We start from the raw sequence: 19,216 nt of genomic DNA, 5'->3' as shown, positions 1-19,216 counted from the left end.
GTTTCGCGAGACGGAGGGGCGGGTCTTTCGGGACCCGCCCCTTCGCGTGAGGGCCCCTGCCCTTTTCGCCGGCCTGCATTAGAAGGGACGGCATGACCGAAGCCCTCGCCGCCGACCTCATCCGCCGCATCGCCCGCCGCGACTACGCCATCGGCGTGATCGGCCTCGGCTATGTCGGCATTCCGCTGGCGCTGACGGCGATCCGCGCCGGCTTCCGCGTCACCGGCTTCGACATCGACGCGGCGCGCGTCGCCCAGATCAATGCCGGCGAATGCGTCATCAGCCATATCCCGACCGAGGCGATGGCCGAGGCGGCGGCGAATGACCGTTTCGTCGCGACCACCGATTTCGATCGCCTCGGCGAGGTCGACGCCATCCTGATCGCCGTGCCGACGCCGCTGTCGCGCCAGCGCGAGCCCGATCTTTCCTATGTCGAGACGACGGCGGAGACGATCGCACCGCGCCTGAGGCGCGGCCATCTCGTCGTCCTCGAATCCACCACCTGGCCCGGCACCACGGCGGAAGTGGTGCGGCCGCGCCTCGAAGCTTCAAGCCTTATCTGCGGAACCGACTTCTTCCTCGCCTTCTCGCCGGAGCGCGAGGATCCCGGCAACCGCGACTTCTCGACCTCGTCCATCCCGAAGGTGGTGGGCGCCGACGACGGGCCGGCGCGCGAACTGGCGCTGGCGCTCTACGACGCCCTCGTCCAGCGCACCGTGCCGGTCTCCTCGGCCGCGACCGCCGAGGCGGTGAAGCTGACCGAGAACATCTTCCGCGCCGTCAATATCGCGCTCGTCAACGAGCTGAAGGTGATCTACGCCCAGATGGGCATCGACATCTGGGAAGTGGTCGATGCCGCCAAGACCAAGCCCTTCGGCTTCATGCCCTTCTATCCGGGGCCGGGTCTCGGCGGCCATTGTGTGCCGATCGACCCCTTCTACCTCACCTGGAAGGCACGCGAGTTCGACGTGACGACGCGCTTCGTCGAACTCGCCGGCCAGATCAATACCGGCATGCCGCATTACGTGGTCGATCGGCTGGCCGAGGCGCTGGACCGCGCCAGCGGCCGTGGCCTGAAGGGCGCGCGCATCCTCGTCCTCGGCCTCGCCTACAAGAAGAATATCGAGGACACGCGCGAAAGCCCGTCGCTCAGGCTGATGGACATCCTCGACGATCGCGGAGCGGCGGTCTCCTATCACGATCCGCACGTGCCGGTGATCGGCCGCACCCGCGCCTATCCCCGCCTCGCCGGCCGGCGCTCCGAGCCGCTGACCGAGGCGACGCTCAGCGCCTGCGACGCGGTGCTGATCGCGACCGATCACGACGCGGTCGACTACGCCCTCGTCGCCAGAACCGCGCCGCTCGTCGTCGACACCCGCAACGCGCTGGGACGACGAGGGCTGACGGGCGCGCGGATCGTCAAGGCCTGAGCGTTACGCGGAGGGTAGCGCCTGGCATTGCTTCGGACGCAGGAATTGCGAGACCGCAAAACTGCGTGATCTCCCCCCTTTGAGGGGGAGATGGGCGGCAGCCCAGAGGGGGCTGCCGAGCGATAGCGAGGCCCCCCTTTTCTACCGCCGCGACGATCGAAGGCTTGCGCCTTCGCACCCCCCTATGCCTGCCGGCATCCCCCCTCAAGGGGGGAGATCAGGCCAATCTCCGGCGTGGGTGCCCCACATCGCTTTCGATGTAGGAAAAGCGGCATCTCGACGCTGCAATCCCCTTTTCGCGCAAGATCGACAACGGCTCGAACTGCGCACCGAGCAGAAATCGGGAGAAGCTCTGCCGCCCGCCCCCGGCTTGCGCTGGCGCCGGTGAGCCGTTACGCCCGCGCCGAGCGGCCCTTCCGGCCGAAGGGAGGCGAGACATGAGCGGGACGGTAGAGGCGAAGGACTTCGCGGTCGGCGAGATCCGTTTCGGCAATGCGCTGCCGTTCGTGCTGATCTCCGGCCCCTGCCAGATCGAGAGCCGCGACCATACCTTCATGGTGGCCGAACGCCTCACCGCGATGACGCGGGCGGCGGACGTGCCCTTCGTGTTCAAGGCCTCCTACGACAAGGCCAACCGCACCTCGCTGAAGGGCCGGCGCGGCATCGGCCTCGACGAGGGCCTGCGCATCCTGGAAGCCATCCGCGACGCCTTCGGCTGCCCGGTCCTCACCGACATCCACGACATCCCGCAGGCCAAGGCCGCCGGCGAGGTGATCGACATCCTGCAGATCCCCGCCTTCCTGTCGCGCCAGACCGACCTTCTCGTCGCCGCCGCCGAGACGGGCCGCGCGATCAACGTGAAGAAGGGTCAGTTCCTCGCCCCGTGGGACATGACCAATGTCGCGGCCAAGATCGCGGGCTCGGGCAACGAGCGCATCATGCTGTGCGAGCGCGGCGCCTCCTTCGGTTACAACACGCTGGTCACCGATTTCCGTGGCCTGCCGATCATGGCCGAGACCGGCTATCCGGTGGTGTTCGACGCCACCCATTCGGTGCAGCAGCCGGGCGGCCAGGGCGGCTCGTCGGGCGGCGATCGCCGCTTCGCGCCGGTTCTGGCGCGCGCCGCCGTCGCGGTCGGCGTCGCGGGCCTCTTCGTCGAGGCCCATGACGACCCGGACAATGCCCCGAGCGACGGGCCGAACATGCTGCCGCTCGACTGGATGCCCGGCTTCCTCGACACGATGAAGCGCCTCGACGCCGTGCGCAAAGGCTAAAGGCGGCCCCAAGGATCGGCGGCAAGCCATAAGGCGCGCCGCCGGCTCTCGTCTCAGCGGGCGACGGAACGCCGCTCGACGCCGTTGGGGGCGTCCTTGGACTTCAGCTCGCCCTCGATCTCGCGCGAGGCCTCCGCCCAGAAGTGATGTTCCTTGCCGTTCGGGCGCCCGGCCTTCTCCCAGAGGAAATAGGCGAGGCGACGCACGTCTTCGTCAGTATCCGTTCTCGCCTGCATGGCATTTCTCCCGATCCGCGTTCCCGGTTGAATGTAAAGGGAAACGCTCGCGCGAAAAGTGTCTTGAGCGTTGAAAATGGCGGAAGACACATTTTCCATGGTCGCCTCGGCGCTCGTTCGCGGGGAATATGCGCCATTGGAGGCCACAAGCGTTAATTTGGTGCTAGGATCGCCGCTCGAACCCTTCGAATTCCAGGCGCGGCGCGACCCTGTCCGCCCCGTCCCTTCGACATGATCCTCGGCACGCCATGCAGACGACCTTCTCGCCGGACCAGCTCGCCGACCCCGAGGTGGCGCATTCCGAACGCATCCTGCGCAAATGCGTCCATTGCGGCTTCTGCACCGCCACCTGCCCGACCTATGTGACGCTCGGCAACGAGCTCGATTCGCCGCGCGGCCGGATCTATCTGATCAAGGACATGCTGGAGAACGACCGGCCGGCGGACGAGACGGTGGTGACGCATGTCGACCGCTGCCTGTCCTGCCTGTCCTGCATGACGACCTGCCCGTCGGGCGTGAACTACATGCATCTCGTCGATCATGCCCGCACCCATATCGAGCGCACCTATCGCCGCCCCCTGCCCGATCGGCTGATCCGGGCGCTGCTCGCCGCCGTCCTGCCCTATCCGGCACGCTTTCGCGCCAGCCTCGGCCTTGCCCGTCTCGCCCGGCCGCTCGCGCCCGTCCTCGATAAGGTGAAGCCGCTTCGCCCGCTCGCCGCCATGCTGCGCCTCGCCCCCGGCCGCCTGCCGGTGGCGGCGGCGCCGGAGGCCGTCCCGGCCAAGGCCGGCCGCCGCGTCGCCCTTCTCGGCGGCTGCGCCCAGCGCGTGCTCGACCCGGAGATCAATGCCAGCACGGCGCGGTTGCTCGGGCGCCTCGGCGTCGGGATCGTGCCGGCGCCCGGCGAGGGCTGTTGCGGCGCCTTGGTCCATCACATGGGCCGCGAGACGGCGGCGCTCGACTTCGCGCGCCGCAATGTCGATGCCTGGACGCGGCTGATCGAGGCGGAGGGGATCGAGGCGATCCTCGTCACCACGTCGGGCTGCGGCACGACGGTGAAGGATTACGGCCATATGCTGCGGCTCGACCCGGCCTATGCCGAAAAGGCCGCCCGCGTCGCCGGGCTCGCCAAGGACGTGACGGAATATCTGGCGCTGCTCGACCCGCCGGCGCCGGAGCGGCCGGGCGGGCTCGTCGTCGCCTATCACTCGGCCTGTTCCATGCAGCACGGCCAGCGCGTGACGCGCCAGCCGAAGGCGCTGCTCGCCCGCGCCGGCTTCACCGTGCGCGACGTGCCGGAAGGCCATCTCTGCTGCGGCTCGGCCGGCACCTACAATATCCTTCAGCCGGACATCTCGGCGCGGCTGCGCGACCGCAAGGTGGCGAATATCCAGAAGGTGGCGCCGGACTGCGTGGCGACCGGCAATATCGGCTGCATCACGCAGATCGGGTCGGGCCTCGACCTGCCGGTGCTGCACACGGTGCAGCTTCTCGACTGGGCCTATGGCGGCGAGCGCCCGGCCGCGCTGGCCGGCCTCGCTCCGCAGCCGATGCCGGTCGCAGCCGAATAACGGGAACGGCGGCCGAAGCCGCCGTTCGTCCTGTCCGTTCCGGGAGGCGGATTCAGCCGCCGAAGATCGCGTCGAGGATGCCGCGCGGGCCGGCTTCGGCATAGACGGCGTTGCGGCCGGCGCCGTTGGCGTCGATCACCACCACCTTCGTGCCCGGGCCGGCGCGGGTGTAGAGATCCTGCACGTCCTGGTTCATCATGCGGATGCAGCCGGAGGACATGCTCTGGCCGATCGTCCAGGGCTGGTTGGTGCCATGGATGCGGAACATCGTGTCGCGGCCGTTCTGGTAGAGATAGAGCGCCGCCGCGCCGAGCGGATTGTCCGGGCCGCCCGGCATATAGGCCGGGATCTCGCGCTTGTTCTGCACGCGCTCGCGGACGATCATCTCCTTCGGCGGATACCAGTCCGGCCATTCCGCCTTGCGGCCGACCTTGGCGGTGCCCGACCAGCCGAAGCCCTCGCGCCCGACGCCGACGCCGTAGCGCGTCGCCCGGCCGTTGCCCTCGACGAAGTAGAGGAAGTGGCGCTCCGAATCGATGATGATCGTGCCTGGCGCCTCGTTGGTGCCGATCCGCACCTCCTTGCGCATGAATTCCTTGGCGGGCTTGCGCATCATCGCCGAGGACATGCGGCGCTGCGCGGCCGAGGCCGGCTCCCAGCGATTCTCGATATAGTTGTAGCGCATCTCCTCCGCCTTGGCGGCGGCGGGCGCGAGCAGCGCCGGGCCGGCCAGCCCGGCGACGAGCGCAAGCGTGATTCGCAACGTCCTCATATGCGATTGTCCCCTCTTTTCCTCATACGCGGATCGGCTCCATGGGGTTGTCACCCTTTCGGCCGTCATGAACAAAGCTTTGGCCGCGCTCACCCTTTCGGCAAGGCGCCCGTGGACGATCGGCGCGCGCCTCCGCGAGCTGTGATCGCCACCCGATGCGTTTCGGACGCGACTGTTGCCCTCAGAGCACGATCACCGTCGTGCCGACCGGCACGCGCCCATAGAGATCCATGACGTCCTCGTTGCGCATACGGATGCAACCGGAGGACACCGCCTTGCCGATCGACCAGGGCTGGTTCGTGCCGTGGATGCGGTAGAGCGTCGAGCCGAGATACATCGCCCGGGCGCCGAGCGGGTTTTCCGGGCCGCCCTCCATGCGCACCGGCAGGATGCGGCCCTTGGCGCGCTCGCGCTCGCGCATCTGCTCGGGCGGCGTCCAGACTGGCCATTCGCTCTTGCGCGTCACCTGATGCCGGCCGGCCCATTCGAAGCCCGGCTTGCCGACGCCGACGCCGTAGCGCCGCGCCTTGCCGTCGCCCTGGACGAGATAGAGAAAGCGCTGATTCGTATCGATGATCAGCGTGCCGGGCCTTTCGGGCGACGTGTAATCGACATCCTGCGGCAGGAAGCGCGGATCGAGGCCGCGTCCCGCGCCGTCCTTCGCCGGCTTGGCGGCGCGCACGGGCGCCTGGGCGGCCATGGCCACCGGCGTCGCGGCCGGGCGGGCGACGGGCGGTTCCGCCGTATCGCGCGCCTTTGCCGGGCTCGCCATCGAGGCCTGCATCTCCGGCAGGCGGGAATAGCCGACCGTGCCCCGGATGGTCGAGGGATCGGCATAGCCGGCATTGCGCCGGAGCTCGGGGCGGCGATAGCCGGGCACGACGCCGCTGCCGGGCGCGAGTTGCAAGAGCCATTCGCGTTCGAGGTCCGGCGCGACCTGGACGCCGGTGATCGCACCGGCGCGGTCGCGCGCGAGGCTCGGCGGCGCGGCGGCGAGAAGGAGAAGCGCGGCAAGCAGCGCGGGGGCCGGGCGGCGAAGACGGAAGGCGGCGATCGACATGGCGGACAGGGGACCCTCTCGGCAAGTCGCCCGCCTGGACAGCGGGCCGAGCCAAAAGTGGCACCGGGACGGCAAGCGAATGGTGAAGACGGGGCGCGATCCGTCAACCATCTTCGGAAAGCTTCGGTTATGGTTGACGAAGGGTTAGGGACGAATCGACCGCGATGGATGATGCCATGACGGAAGCCCCGGCGCGCTGCGGCTGGGCGAATGGCGAGCCGGCCTATCTCGCCTATCACGACCGCGAATGGGGGCGGCCGGAGGGGAACGAGACGAAGCTTCTGGAGAAGCTTTGTCTCGAAGGCTTTCAGTCGGGCCTCTCCTGGGCGACGATCCTCAGGAAGCGCGAGGGGTTCCGCGAGGCCTTCGCCGGCTTCGAGGCCGAGCGGATGGCGGGTTTCGGCGAGGCGGAGGTGGAGCGCCTGCTCGGCAATCCCGGCATCGTGCGGCACCGGGCGAAGATCCTCGCCGCCATCGGCAATGCGCGGGCGCTGCGCGCCATGCATGAGAAGGGCGAGAGCCTCGCCGCGCTCGCCTGGAGCTTCGAGCCGCCACCGGAGGAACGCCCCGCCGCGATGACGGCGGACTGGCTGCGCGCCAACCCGATCTCGCCGCGCTCGGCCGCCCTGTCGAAGGCGCTGAAGGCGAAAGGCTTCGCCTTCGTCGGCCCGACCACCTGCTACGCCTTCATGCAGTCGGAGGGGATCGTCAACGACCATCTCGACACCTGCTTCTGCCGGGCCGGTTGCGAGGCGGAGCGGGAAGCCTTCATCCGCCCGAAGTGAGGGCATAGCGGCAAAGCCGCATCCTTCTCCCGAGTCGGGAGAAGGTCCCGGCAGGGGGATGAGGGAAGCGTAGGGCGCCCGACGGCGCCGATCACTGATTTCAGCGCCCCACGGCTCCCTCACCCGCCTGCCGGCACCCTCTCCCGACTCGGGAGAGGGACGCGGTGGCGACGGCAACGCCTTCTCTTCCCGGGCTCCATAAGCCGACGATCAGCCTTCTTCTCCCCTGCGGGGAGAAGGTCCGGCAGGGGATGAGGGGCGCGCAGCGGCGGCACCGGCGCTTATCTTCCACCGCCGCAGGCCCCTCACCCGGCCGCTGCGCGGCCACCCTCTCCCCGCCGGGGAGAGGAATCGCGGCGGCGCTCCCGGTTCCTGAAGCTCACAGGAACAAAGGTCCTTCGAAGCTCTTTGGTGGTTCTCGACGGACGACCGTCGCGCCGCTGGCGCAGACGACGGACGATCAGCCTTCTTCTCCCCTGCGGGGAGAAGGTCCGGCAGGGGATGAGGGGCGCGTAGCGGCGGCACCGGCGCTTATTTTCCACCGCCGCAGGCCCCTCACCCGGCCGCTGCGCGGCCACCCTCTCCCCGCCGGGGAGAGGAATCGCGGCGGCGCCGTCGTCACCCTTTCCCTGACGAGGCGAAATCGGCTACGACGCGCGCAGATTGATCACCAATGACCGGCTCCGGGCGCCTCTTCGACGGTCCCCGCCGGTTCCGAGTAGACACGGGCAATCATGGCCTCCAAGAAGCCTCAACGAGTGAAGGCGCGTCAGCCGCGCGGCTTCGTCGACCGCACCGCCGCCGATCTGATTGCACAGGAGCGGATGCTCGGCGTCATCCGGCGCGTCTACGAGACCTACGGCTTCGAGCCGGTCGAGACGCCGATGTTCGAATATACCGATGCGCTCGGCAAGTTCCTGCCCGACAGCGACCGGCCGAACGAGGGCGTCTTCTCGTTGCAGGACGACGACGAGGAATGGCTGTCGCTGCGCTACGACCTGACCGCGCCGCTCGCCCGCTATGTCGCCGAGAATTTCGAGGACCTGCCGAAGCCCTATCGCTCCTATCGGGCGGGCTATGTCTTCCGCAACGAGAAGCCAGGCCCCGGCCGCTTCCGCCAGTTCATGCAGTTCGACGCCGACATCGTCGGCGCGCCGAACGTCTCGGCCGATGCCGAGATGGCGATGATGATGGCCGACACGATGGAGGCGCTCGGCATTCCGCGCGGCCAATACGTGATCCGCGTCAACAACCGCAAGGTGCTCGACGGCATTCTCGACGCGATCGGCCTCGAAGGCGACCAGCCGCGCCGCCTCACCGTGCTGCGCGCGCTCGACAAGTTCGACAAGTTCGGCGCGGACGGCGTGCGCCTGCTGCTCGGCGCCGGCCGCAAGGACGAGAGCGGCGACTTCACGAAGGGCGCGGAGCTCCAACAAGACGCCATCGAAACACTCGTTCGCTTTCTCAATACTCCAGAGATCGGAGAGTTATGGGAGATATTCCAAGGAAAAATCCGTGATGGCCGTTTTGGGGAAGGGCTCAAAGAACTTTCCGAGATTGCGGCTTATTGTTCTGCAGCAGGTTATGTAGGACGCATTCAGATCGACCCATCCGTCGTGCGCGGGCTCGAATATTACACAGGCCCCGTCTTCGAGGCCGAACTGCTCTTTCCCGTCGTCAACGAGAAGGGCGAGAAGGTCGTCTTCGGCTCGGTCGGCGGCGGCGGGCGCTATGACGGGCTGGTCTCGCGCTTCATGAGCCAGCCGGTGCCGGCGACGGGCTTTTCCATCGGCGTGTCGCGCCTGATGACGGCGCTGAAGAATCTCGGCCGCCTCGATGTCGCGGAGCGTCCGGGGCCGGTCATCGTCACCGTCATGGATCGCGACCGCATGGCCGATTACCAGGCGATGGCGACGCTCCTGCGCAACGCCTTGAACGCGCCGGGCCGGCCGGTCGTGCCGGTCGAGGTGTTCCAGGGCAATCCGAAGCAGTTCGGCAAGCAGCTGCAATATGCCGACCGGCGCCAGTCGCCCTGCGTCATCATCCAGGGCGGCGACGAGAAGGCGGCCGGCCAAGTGCAGGTGAAGGATCTGGCGCTCGGCAAGGAACTCTCCGCCGGGGTCGAGGACAATGCCGAATGGCGCGCGATGCGCGCCGGCCAGGACCTCGTGCCGGAAGCGGAGCTGGTGGACGCCGTGCGCCGCATCCTCGCGCGGCGCGCCGGCGCCTGATTTCCGTGAGCGCCGAACCCGACGCCGCGCTGCTGGCGCTGTTCGACCGCCTCGGCGCGCGGCCCGTCGACGTGCCGCTGCTCCAGCCGGCCGAGCCCTATCTCGACGCCACCGGCGAGGCGCTGCGCCGCCGCATCTTCCTGACGCGCGGCGAGGCGGGCGAGGTCCTGTGCCTGCGCCCCGACTTCACCATTCCGGTCTGTCTCGCCCATATCGCGGCGACCAATCCCCTGCCCCGCCGCTATTCCTATCTCGGCACGGTGTTCCGCCAGGGCCGCGAGGGCGTGCCGGAATTCCGGCAGGCCGGGCTGGAGGATCTCGGCCATGCCGACAAGGCGGCGGCCGACGCCCGCGTCCTCGCCGATGCGCTGGAAGGGCTCGCCACCTGCGGCCTCGCGCTGGACGGCCTCGATGTCGTCCTCGGCGACCAGGGCCTGTTCGAGGCCTTTCTCGCCGGCCTCGGCCTGCCGGAAAGCTGGCAGCGCCGGCTGATCCGCACCTTCGGCGACGAGGCGGCGCTGAAGGCGGCGCTCGACGACCTCGCGCGCCATGACGGGCGCTCGCTGAAGGGCCTCGATCCCGAACTCCGCCGGTTGGCGATGCGGCGCGACATGGCCGCGCTGGAAGAGGCGATCGACGGGCTCAAGGCGGAAGGCGGGCTGCCGCCGCATTCCGGGCGCATGGCGTCGGAGATCGCGGCGCGGCTCGTGGAAAAGGTCGCCTTCGCCGCCACCGCCCTGTCGGAGGCCTCGCTCCGCCGCTTACGCGACTTCCTCGCCATCGACTGCCCGCTCGACGCGGCGGCCGGCCGGCTCGCCGCCGTCTGCGGCGACGACATCGATCTTGGCCGGGCGCTCGGCTTCTTCGAGGCCCGGGCGGCGGCGCTCGGCGCGGCCGGCGTCCCGCTCGGCCGCATCCGCTACCGCGCCGCCTTCGGTCGGGCGATCGACTACTATACCGGCCTCGTCTTCGAGGCGCGGGCGCCCGGCGCGCCGGAACCGGTCGCCGGCGGCGGGCGCTACGACCATCTTCTCGCCTATCTCGGCGCGAGCGCGCCGGTGCCGGCCGTCGGCTTCTCCCTCTGGCTCGACCGCATCGGAGCGCGCCGGTGACGCTGACTCTCGCCATTCCCTCCAAGGGCCGCATGAAGGACGATGCCGTCGCCGCGCTCGGGCGCGCCGGCATCCGGGTCGAGCCGGCAGCGGACGCCCGCTCCTATCGCACCAGCGTCTCCGGCATCGACGGGCTCGACGTCCTGCTTCTGTCCGCCTCCGAGATCGCTCGCGAACTGCGCGACGGCGCGGTGGATTTCGGCGTCACCGGCGAGGACCTCATCCGTGAGTCCATCGCCGAGCCGGAGGCGCGGCTGGATTTCGTGGCGCGGCTCGGCTTCGGCGCGGCGGATGTCATCGTCGCGGTGCCGGAGGCCTGGGTCGATGTCGACACGATGGCGGATCTCGGCGACGTCGCGGCGGGCTATCGCGCCCGGCACGGCCGCCGCCTGCGCATCGCGACGAAATATTGGCGCCTGAGCCAGGGCTTCTTCACGCGGCGCCACGGCATCCAGAGCTACCGGATCGTCGAAAGCCTCGGCGCCACCGAAGGCGCGCCGGCGGCCGGCTCCGCCGACATCATCGTCGACATCACCTCCACCGGCTCGACGCTGAAGGCCAACCGGCTGAAGATCCTCTCGGACGGGCTGATCCTGCGATCCGAAGCCTGCCTCCTGATGGCAAGGAAATCGCGCGAGGCGGTGGAGGCGGACACGGCGGACGAGGTTCGGCGGCGCTTTTCGACCCTTCCCCGCTGAGACAGGCGCCGCGCGCAATGCGCCGGCCGCCGGTCCCCCGTCAGTTCCAGATGCCGTAGCGGGCGCGCATGTAGTCGATACAGGCTTGGTTGGCCTCCGTGCGTCCGCTGCCGTCGATCTCGCTTTCCAAAAGCGATTCGACACCCGACGTCGCCGATTTCAGCGGCATCGGCGCGTGCGCCGGCAGCCAGATCGGAATGTTGCGACTGGCGAGGAGACCGGACAACCAGTAATCGTCCACGGCCCAGATGATGTCCGGGATGACCTTCGCGCTCGCATCGAAGAAATGCGGCCGTACCGCCACCCCGCCATAGCCTTGCAGGATTTCCGCATGGCCGGCGCGATAGATGCGGGAGCGTTGCAGCACCCTGGCATCGGCCGGCTTCCAAGTTCGGGCAAAGAAATCAGCGATATGGAGAGCGGCGCGGCGCGGATTGAGCAGCGGCTTGGCGAAGCCCGCCTTTTGCGGCGACCGCCGTTCCTCTCTTCGGCGGCGGCGTCGGCCCGCAGCGGTCTTCGGCCGATGGATGGGCTTGCCGACGAGGCTGACGCATTCCCTCGGACGGCGTGCCTGATGCTCGAAAAGAAATCGAGCCCAGTCCGGCTGATAGATCCGGTCGTCGTCGCAGAAAAGGATCTGGCAGTCCCGTTCACGCAGCTCGTCGGCAGCGAAGAGGATCTTCGAAGCAGGTCCGAGATCCTCGGCCGGGCGGCAGAGCGTGATGCCCGGCGGCAGATCGGGCAGACTGCCATCGTAGTCCGGAAAGCGGCGGTAGGAGCGGGGAATGTAGAGCCTGACCTCGTCGGCCGGCATGGATTGCCGGAGAAGGCTTCGCAGGGTCGGTTCGATCAGCCGGAAACGGGGCGGGATCGTCGAAAGCGAGATGATACGCTGCAATCTGCGGAACTCGGAACGAGAAACCATCGGCGCGACTCGCCTCGCGCCAAATATCCCGATCGTTCGTTAGACGGCAAATTATTTTGCGGCAAACGGTTTGCCCGATACGACGTCCTCCAGCCGCCACGATCCGAGATGGCTCGATCATGGCGGCGTGGAGAAGCGTGCTACGGGGATCAGCCCGGCCGCGTCATCGTCGCCGGATCGACGATGCGGTCGTAGTCCTCTTCCGAGACGAGGCCCGTCGCCAACGCCTCTTCCTTCAGGGTCGTGCCGTTCTTGTGCGCGGTCTTGGCGATCTTGGCCGCGTTGTCGTAGCCGATCGTCGGGGCGAGCGCCGTCACCAGCATCAGCGAGCGGCCGAGCGCCGCCTTGATGTTGTCCTCGCGCGCCTCGATGCCGGTGACGCAGTTCTCCGTGAAGGAGACCGCCGCGTCGGCCAGGAGCCGCACCGACTGGAGGAAGTTGTAGGCCATCACCGGGTTGAAGACGTTCAGCTCGAAATGACCCTGGCTGCCGGCGAAGGTCAGGGCGGCGTGATTGCCGAAGACCTGGACGCAGACCTGCGTCATCGCCTCGCACTGGGTCGGGTTGACCTTGCCCGGCATGATCGAGGAGCCCGGCTCGTTTTCCGGCAGCTGCAATTCGCCGAGGCCGGAGCGCGGGCCGGAGCCGAGGAAGCGGATGTCGTTGGCGATCTTGAACAGCGAGGCCGCCACCGTGTTGATCGCGCCATGGCTGAACACCATCGCGTCATGGGCGGCGAGCGCCTCGAACTTGTTGGGCGCGGAGGTGAAGGGCAGCTGGGTGATCGCGGCGATGTGCTCCGCCACCTTCTCGGCGAAGCCGATCGGCGCGTTGAGGCCGGTGCCGACCGCCGTGCCGCCCTGGGCGAGCTGCATCAGGGCCGGCAGCGTCTGCTCGATCCGGGCGATGCCGTTCTCGACCTGCGTCGTGTAGCCGGAGAATTCCTGGCCGAGCGTCAGCGGCGTCGCGTCCTGGGTATGGGTGCGGCCGATCTTGATGATATGGGCGAAGCCCTGCGCCTTGTCGTTCAATGCGTTGCGCAGCACCTGGAGCGCCGGAATCAGCCGGTGCACCAGTTCCTCGGCGCAGGCGATGTGCATGGCCGTCGGATAGGTGTCGTTGGACGACTGGCTCATATTGACGTGGTCGTTCGGATGGACAGGCTTCTTCGAGCCCATCTCGCCGCCCAGCATCTCGATCGCCCGGTTCGAGATCACCTCGTTGGCGTTCATGTTGGACTGCGTGCCCGAGCCCGTCTGCCAGACGACGAGCGGGAAATGCGCGTCGAGCTTGCCCTCGATCACTTCCTGCGCGGCGGCGACGATCGTCTGGCCGAGCTTCGGGTCGAGGCGGCCGAGCGCCATGTTCGTCTCGGCGGCGGCGCGCTTGACGATGCCGAGCGCACGCACGATCGGCAGCGGCTGCTTTTCCCAGCCGATCTTGAAATTGCCGAGCGAGCGCTGCGCCTGCGCTCCCCAATACTTGTCGCTCTCGACCTCGATGGGGCCGAAGGTGTCGGTTTCACGCCGCGTGTTGGCCATGGGAAAGCGCCCGTTTCGCAAGCTTCGCTGGCCGCCGCTTTGGCATGCCGGCGCCGTGCTTCGCAAGCGCGGGAGGCTTTTCCCAAACGAAACGGCCGCCCGAAGGCGGCCGTCCGACGCAACAAGGATAAGAACCGGTTAGTGGAGCTGGTCCTTCACGGCGCCCTTGACCTTGCCGTAATTCTTCTCGGTCTTGCCTTCGGCCTGGTCCAGCTTGCCTTCGGCCTCGAGGCGCTCGTTGCCGACGAGCTTGCCGGCCGCTTCCTTGATCTTGCCGCCGACTTCCTTGAGACCGCCCGAGGCCTGTTCCTTCTCGATCGCCATGGTTCCTACCTCACATCCTGGTCCGCGTCGCTCATTCGCGCGGTGTCGGGGAAGAAACGAGGCGGCGGTCATCCTGTTCCCGGCTCACGAAAGATTACGATTATTTCACCAAGCCCCAGACCTGCGTCCCGCAAAGGCAGAGGATCAGGACGGAGACGATCCGCAGGAGCCACGTCTCCGGGATGATCCGCACGAGATAGCCGGCGACCGGCGCCACCACGATGCCGCCGGCGACGAGGCCGCCGACCGCAGTCAGATTGGCCGTGAGATCGGGCGCGTCCTCCCAATGCCCGGTGACGAGCGCGAAGACGAAGGAGAGCGAGACGGTGAGCGCGACCAGGAACTCGGCCGTGTTCACCGTGCCGATGACATAGCGCGGCTGGCCGCCGGCCCCGAGCAGGCCTGAGGTGACGATCGGCCCCCAGCCGCCGCCGCCGATCGAATCGAGGAAGCCGCCTGCGAGCGCGACCGGCGGCACGACGCGCGGACCGATCTGGCGGCGCGGCGCGCGGCGGAAGGACCGCACCAGAAGGAAGAGGCCGATCAGGCCGAGATAGAGCGCGACGAAGGGTTTCATCACCTCGCCGTCGATGCCGGTGAGGACGAAGGTGCCGAGCGCGCCGCCGACGACGCCGAAGGGCACGAGGCGCCAGAACAGTTTCCAGTCGATATTGCGGTTGACGATATGGCCGGTGCCCGAGGCGGCGGTGGTGAAGAGCTCCGCCGCATGGACGGAGGCCGAGGCCTGGGCCGGGGGAATGCCGAAGGCGATCAGCACCGTCGAGGAGATCACGCCATAGGCCATGCCGAGGGCGCCGTCGACGAGCTGGGCGAGACCGCCGACGAGTAGGAACAGAAGGAAATCAGACATGCGGTCCCCGGAAGCGAGCGCGCACTATCTGCATTTCGCGCGCCCGATCGCCAGGGGCGCCGCTCCCGCGATCGCCGTCAGTTCTGGACGGACAGGACCGAACCGGCATCGACCCGGTAATTCGCGCCGTTGACGAAGGAGGCGCGCTCGGAGACGAGAAGCGCGATCACCGCCGCCACCTCCTCGGCCCGGCCCCGCCGCTTCAGGGCGATGCCCGGCCGTTCCTCGTCGAGAAAGCTTGCGATCGCCTCGTCGAAGGAGACGCCTTTCTCCTCGGCACGCTTCCCCATCATCTCGTCGGTCATCGGCGTCGCGATGAAGGCGGGCGAGACGGTGTTGCAGAGGATGCCGTCCGAGGCGGAGCGGTAAGAAAGGTTCTTCACGAAGGCGGCGAGCGCGGCCTTCGCCGCGTTGTAGGTCGCCTCCTCCCAATAGGGCTGGACGGCGTTCTCGGAGGCGATGCAGACGAAGCGCCCCCATTTTCCCCGGCGCATCGCCGGGAAGGTGGCGCGGGCCATCCGCACGGCGGAGAAGAAGTCCGTGTCCCAGGCCTCGCGATAGTCCTCGTCGGACAGGTCCAGCGGATCGCCCTTGGCGCCGGTGATGCCGCTCGTATGGACAACGATGTCGATCCGGCCGAACCGGTCGAGCGCCGCCCGGGCCAGCGCGTCGACGGCCCCCTGGTCGGTGACGTCGGCGGCGACACAGAGCGTTTCGGTCGAAAGCCGCGCGGCTTCGGCCTCGACACCCGCCGTCGCCTTGTCGGACAGGACGAGCTTCACGCCCTCCCCGGCCAGGATCTTGGCCGTCGCGAGGCCCATGCCGCCATCGGCGCCGGTGACGATCGCGACGCGATCCTTGATGCCGAGATCCATGGGTCGTGCCTTCATCCGCGTTGCGTTGCGAGTGACAACGGGGCGAAACATCTTAGGTTTCCGCCGAAGCCATGCTGTGACGAATCGATGCCGACCTATGATTTCCGCACCCCCCGGCTGTTCGTGATGGGCGACCTTCAGGCCGGCCATGTTCTGGAGACCGAGCCGGCGCAGGCCAACTATCTCGCGAACGTGCTTCGGCTCGGCGACGGCGAGGGCGTGCTCCTCTTCAACGGCCGCGACGGCGAATGGGGGGCGCGGCTCGGCCGGGAAGGCAAGCGGCGCGTCCTCCTCCATGTCGAGACGCCTCTGCGCCCGCAGCCCGCCGCCCCCGATCTCGGCTATCTCTTCGCGCCGCTGAAATCGGCCCGGCTCGACTACATGGTGCAGAAGGCGGTGGAGATGGGCGCCCGCCGGCTCCAGCCGGTGATGACGCAGCATGTCCAGGCCTCGCGCCTCAATCTCGAGCGCATGCGGGCGAACGCGGTGGAGGCGGCCGAGCAATGCGGCATCCTGCATGTTCCCGAATGCCATCCGCCGGTGAAGCTCGGCGAGCTTCTCGCCGCCTATCCGGCCGGGCGCCGGCTGGTCTTCTGCGACGAGCGCGAGGACGCGGCGAGCCCGATCGAGGTGCTGCGGGCCGAGGCGGCGGGCCCGGCGGATCTTCTCGTCGGGCCGGAAGGCGGCTTCTCGGCCGAGGAACGGGCGATGCTCAGGGCGCGCGATTTCGTCACGGTGATCTCGCTCGGGCCGCGCATTCTGCGCGCCGACACCGCCGCCGTCGCGGCGCTGGCGGTGCTCCAGGCGGCGGTCGGCGACTGGGGCGCCCGTGATGGAGGCGGGGCGGAATGACCGGCCTGTTCACCGGCGCCCGCCTTGCGCGCGCCGCGGAAAAGCCGCAGACAGCACACGCATCCGGAACAGCCGCGTCGGCAGCGACCGGTCGAGGAGAGGCATGGCGCGCGATACGACCGATCTGACCCCGATCGCCTCGATGGACGACCTCGTCGGCCATCTGCGGGACGGCGAGAAGCCCAAGGCGGCCTTCCGCATCGGCACCGAGCACGAGAAGTTCGGCTATTACCGCGACACGCTGGCGCCGGTGCCCTACGAGGGGCCGCGCGGCATCGAGGCCGTGCTGAAGGGCATGCAGGAGCGCACGGGCTGGGAGCCGATCCTCGACGAGGGGCGGCTGATCGGGCTGGCCGGCGGCTCCGGCGGCGGCGCGATCTCGCTGGAGCCGGGCGGCCAGTTCGAGCTTTCCGGCGCGCCGCTCGAATCGATCCACGGCACCTGCGCCGAATCGAACCGGCATCTCGCCGACGTGAAGGCGGTGACCGAGCCGCTCGGCATCGCCTTTCTCGGCATCGGTTCGAGCCCGCTCTGGACGCTCGCCGAAACGCCGATGATGCCGAAGTCGCGCTACGAGATCATGCGCCGCTACATGCCGAAGGTCGGCACGCGCGGCCTCGACATGATGTTCCGCACGACGACGATCCAGGTCAATCTCGACTTCTCCTCCGAGGCCGACATGGCGCGCAAGATGCGCATCGGCATGCGGCTCCAGCCCGTCGCCTCGGCGCTCTTCGCCAATTCCCCCTTCACCGAGGGCCGGCCGAACGGGCTCGTCTCCTGGCGCTCCGAGGTCTGGTCGGATGTCGACAACCAGCGCTCCGGGCTCCTGCCCTTCGTCTTCGAGCCGGGCTTTTCCTATCGCGACTATGCCGAATGGGCGCTCGACGTGCCGATGTATTTCGTCATCCGCGACGGCCGTTATATCGACGCCACCCATGTCACCTTCCGCCAGTTCCTCGACGGGGCGCTGGCCGATCGGCTGGGCAGCGAGCCGCCCTCGATGGGCGACTGGACCAACCATCTCTCCACCCTCTTCCCGGATGTCCGGCTGAAGCGCTTCCTGGAGATGCGCGGCGCCGATGGCGGCCCGTGGCGGGAGATCTGCGCGCTGCCGGCCTTTTGGGTCGGGCTCCTCTACGACGACGCGGCGCTCGCCGAAGCCGACGACCTGACGAAGGACTGGCGCTTCGAGGAGGTCGCGGCCCTGCGCGCCGCCGTGCCGCGCGAGGGCTTCTCGACGCGCTTCCGCGACGGGACGGTGCTCGAACTGGCGCGGGCGGCGGTCGCCATCGCCCGCAAGGGTCTGGCCGCCCGGGCCCGGCTCAACGACGAGGGCTTCGACGAGACGGTCTTCCTGTCCCCGCTCGAAGAGGCACTGGCGCGCGGCCGCACGCCGGCCGAGGAGCTTGTCAGGCTCTTCGACGGCCGCTGGGAAAAGCGCATTCCCGAGCTGTTTCGCCATCTGACCTATTGAAGCCTCGCCCGCCTGCCGTCATTCTGACGGGATGCGAGGCGCGTGGACGGCGGGATGACGAATCAGGACGAGCGGCCGGCGGCCGAGGACGGCAATTTCGTCGCCGACCGCCTCGCCGAACATTACCGGCTGACCCAGGCCGAGTTCGAGAAGGCCCGCGCCGCGCTGGAGCCCGCCTTCGCGCTCGGCATGCGCCAGGCGCTCGAAAGCCCGGCGCGCTGGGCGGAACTTTCGAAGGCCTTCATGGCGATGACCCCGCGCCCGGACGCCTCGGCCCGCGCGGCGGGCGAGACCTTTCTCGGCGCGATCTTCGGCGCGCCGGGCCTGCGCGACGCGGTCTCCCGCCAGGCGGCGGCGCTGACCGGCATCGCCCCCGACATCCTGTCGCGCATGATGCCGCAGATGGCTACGATCGGCATGGAGGCGATGATGCGCGGCGCGCTCGCCGAATGGAGCCGGCTGCAGCCGGCGGGGCTCGCCAGCGGCGATCTCGGCGCGGCGACGGCCGAGATGATGCGGCGCGGCGCCAATGCCGTGGAGGCGCTGACGCGCCCTTCCGACGAGGGCCGCCCGTCGCGGGGCGCCACGCTGCCGATGCCCGCCAATTTCTTCGCGGACGCTTTCGCGCAGGCGATGCGCAGCGGCTTCGACTTCTGGGGCCAGGCGGCCGGCGTGGCGAAGCCCGTCGCGCCGCCGCCGGCGAGCTTCGCCGCGCGGGGCGGGCCGGCGGCCGACCCCGTCACGCCCTTCGCCATGATGTTCGACGCCTTCGCCAAGGGCATGCGCGCGGCGGCGGACGCGACGCGCCTGCCCCTGCCGCAGCCGGCCCCCGGCGCGGCCAGCCGGCCGCCGCGGCCGGAGGACGATCTCGTCGGCAATTTCCTGCAGACCGGCCGGCGGATGCAGGAGGACTATGCGCGGGAAATGGCCGCGCTCTTCGACCGCTTTTCCGACAAGGGAGCCGCGAACGGCTGACGGGCGCCGCGCCCTTTCGAGGCCGGCGCGGCGGGATCGACCGCCCCGCCGACAGGTTCCCCTGTCGAAAGCCCTCGCGTTTGTGCTATCTCCGCCTCTGCGAAACAGGAATGGACGGTTCGGATCGGTGACACAAAGCGCAATGCGATGAGCGGAACGCCCGGCCGCTTCGACGGCCGTCACCCTTTGCCGACACCCCGCCCCGCG

The 19,216-nt window shown here is 68.9% G+C and carries 18 protein-coding genes; 10 read left to right on the top strand and 8 right to left on the bottom strand.

All coding sequences use genetic code 11. From position 1 onward, the window contains the following. Window positions 1-92: 92 nt before the first annotated feature. Together IEY14_RS07790 and kdsA are read left to right on the top strand one after the other, a co-directional pair. Window positions 93-1,430 carry a nucleotide sugar dehydrogenase gene (locus tag IEY14_RS07790; RefSeq protein ID WP_188907650.1) on the top strand — a complete coding sequence of 446 codons (1,338 nt, stop codon included), beginning with the start codon at window positions 93-95 and terminating at the stop codon, window positions 1,428-1,430. 437 nt (window positions 1,431-1,867) lie between these two features. After that, window positions 1,868-2,704 (top strand): 3-deoxy-8-phosphooctulonate synthase, encoded by an 837-nt coding sequence (gene kdsA, locus IEY14_RS07785; protein WP_188907649.1) that lies wholly within the window; start codon window positions 1,868-1,870, stop codon window positions 2,702-2,704. A gap of 53 nt (window positions 2,705-2,757) precedes the next feature. Here the strand turns inward: kdsA and IEY14_RS07780 are convergent, their stop codons facing one another. Beyond that, complete coding sequence (locus IEY14_RS07780) at window positions 2,758-2,940, bottom strand: DUF2934 domain-containing protein (protein ID WP_188907648.1); 183 nt, start codon at window positions 2,938-2,940, stop codon at window positions 2,758-2,760. Between the two features lie 248 nt (window positions 2,941-3,188). Between IEY14_RS07780 and glcF the strand changes: the two genes are divergently transcribed. Then, entirely contained in the window at window positions 3,189-4,511 is a 1,323-nt protein-coding gene (gene glcF / locus IEY14_RS07775; protein WP_188907647.1) for a glycolate oxidase subunit GlcF, read from the top strand. Between the two features lie 52 nt (window positions 4,512-4,563). Here the strand turns inward: glcF and IEY14_RS07770 are convergent, their stop codons facing one another. Together IEY14_RS07770 and IEY14_RS07765 are read right to left on the bottom strand one after the other, a co-directional pair. Continuing rightward, window positions 4,564-5,283, bottom strand: a complete 720-nt coding sequence (locus tag IEY14_RS07770; RefSeq protein WP_188907646.1) for a L,D-transpeptidase — start codon at window positions 5,281-5,283, stop codon at window positions 4,564-4,566. Between the two features lie 181 nt (window positions 5,284-5,464). Next, window positions 5,465-6,343 carry a L,D-transpeptidase gene (locus tag IEY14_RS07765; RefSeq protein ID WP_188907645.1) on the bottom strand — a complete coding sequence of 293 codons (879 nt, stop codon included), beginning with the start codon at window positions 6,341-6,343 and terminating at the stop codon, window positions 5,465-5,467. 176 nt (window positions 6,344-6,519) lie between these two features. Between IEY14_RS07765 and IEY14_RS07760 the strand changes: the two genes are divergently transcribed. The 4 genes from IEY14_RS07760 to hisG all read left to right on the top strand — a co-directional run bounded on the left by IEY14_RS07760 (window position 6,520) and on the right by hisG (window position 11,169). After that, window positions 6,520-7,128: a DNA-3-methyladenine glycosylase I gene (locus tag IEY14_RS07760; RefSeq protein WP_188907644.1), complete on the top strand. Its 609-nt coding sequence runs from the start codon at window positions 6,520-6,522 to the stop codon at window positions 7,126-7,128. 734 nt (window positions 7,129-7,862) lie between these two features. Beyond that, window positions 7,863-9,359 carry a histidine--tRNA ligase gene (gene hisS, locus IEY14_RS07755; RefSeq protein ID WP_188907643.1) on the top strand — a complete coding sequence of 499 codons (1,497 nt, stop codon included), beginning with the start codon at window positions 7,863-7,865 and terminating at the stop codon, window positions 9,357-9,359. Window positions 9,360-9,364: 5 nt separating this feature from the next. Then, window positions 9,365-10,471, top strand: a complete 1,107-nt coding sequence (locus IEY14_RS07750) for an ATP phosphoribosyltransferase regulatory subunit (RefSeq protein WP_244639385.1) — start codon at window positions 9,365-9,367, stop codon at window positions 10,469-10,471. Then, complete coding sequence (gene hisG / locus IEY14_RS07745; protein ID WP_188907641.1) at window positions 10,468-11,169, top strand: ATP phosphoribosyltransferase; 702 nt, start codon at window positions 10,468-10,470, stop codon at window positions 11,167-11,169. The genes IEY14_RS07750 and hisG overlap by 4 nt, the downstream gene beginning before the upstream one ends. Before the next feature lie 40 nt (window positions 11,170-11,209). Here hisG and IEY14_RS07740 read toward each other — a convergent pair whose 3' ends face one another. The 5 genes from IEY14_RS07740 to IEY14_RS07720 form a co-directional block, all read right to left on the bottom strand. Beyond that, complete coding sequence (locus tag IEY14_RS07740) at window positions 11,210-12,094, bottom strand: glycosyltransferase family A protein (RefSeq protein WP_188907640.1); 885 nt, start codon at window positions 12,092-12,094, stop codon at window positions 11,210-11,212. Between the two features lie 149 nt (window positions 12,095-12,243). Continuing rightward, window positions 12,244-13,635 (bottom strand): class II fumarate hydratase, encoded by a 1,392-nt coding sequence (gene fumC, locus IEY14_RS07735; protein ID WP_188907639.1) that lies wholly within the window; start codon window positions 13,633-13,635, stop codon window positions 12,244-12,246. Window positions 13,636-13,773: 138 nt separating this feature from the next. Then, the gene (locus IEY14_RS07730) at window positions 13,774-13,959 is read right to left on the bottom strand and encodes a CsbD family protein (protein ID WP_188907638.1); all 186 of its coding nucleotides are present in this window, start codon (window positions 13,957-13,959) and stop codon (window positions 13,774-13,776) included. Window positions 13,960-14,059: 100 nt separating this feature from the next. Then, window positions 14,060-14,830 carry a sulfite exporter TauE/SafE family protein gene (locus IEY14_RS07725; RefSeq protein WP_188907637.1) on the bottom strand — a complete coding sequence of 257 codons (771 nt, stop codon included), beginning with the start codon at window positions 14,828-14,830 and terminating at the stop codon, window positions 14,060-14,062. 77 nt (window positions 14,831-14,907) lie between these two features. After that, entirely contained in the window at window positions 14,908-15,705 is a 798-nt protein-coding gene (locus tag IEY14_RS07720; RefSeq protein WP_188907636.1) for an SDR family NAD(P)-dependent oxidoreductase, read from the bottom strand. Window positions 15,706-15,792: 87 nt separating this feature from the next. On the opposite strand from IEY14_RS07720, the gene IEY14_RS07715 reads away from it, so the two are divergent. The 3 genes from IEY14_RS07715 (at window position 15,793) to IEY14_RS07705 (ending at window position 19,009) form a co-directional block, all read left to right on the top strand. Further along, window positions 15,793-16,557: a 16S rRNA (uracil(1498)-N(3))-methyltransferase gene (locus IEY14_RS07715; protein ID WP_188907635.1), complete on the top strand. Its 765-nt coding sequence runs from the start codon at window positions 15,793-15,795 to the stop codon at window positions 16,555-16,557. Window positions 16,558-16,660: 103 nt separating this feature from the next. Beyond that, complete coding sequence (locus IEY14_RS07710; protein WP_188907634.1) at window positions 16,661-18,034, top strand: glutamate--cysteine ligase; 1,374 nt, start codon at window positions 16,661-16,663, stop codon at window positions 18,032-18,034. Between the two features lie 54 nt (window positions 18,035-18,088). Continuing rightward, window positions 18,089-19,009 carry a hypothetical protein gene (locus tag IEY14_RS07705; RefSeq protein ID WP_188907633.1) on the top strand — a complete coding sequence of 307 codons (921 nt, stop codon included), beginning with the start codon at window positions 18,089-18,091 and terminating at the stop codon, window positions 19,007-19,009. Window positions 19,010-19,216 lie beyond the last annotated feature (207 nt).

It is taken from the genome of Aureimonas endophytica, assembly GCF_014642635.1.
In the GTDB taxonomy this organism is placed as follows: domain Bacteria; phylum Pseudomonadota; class Alphaproteobacteria; order Rhizobiales; family Rhizobiaceae; genus Plantimonas; species Plantimonas endophytica.
This window is presented reverse-complemented; position numbering and strand designations above follow the sequence as displayed.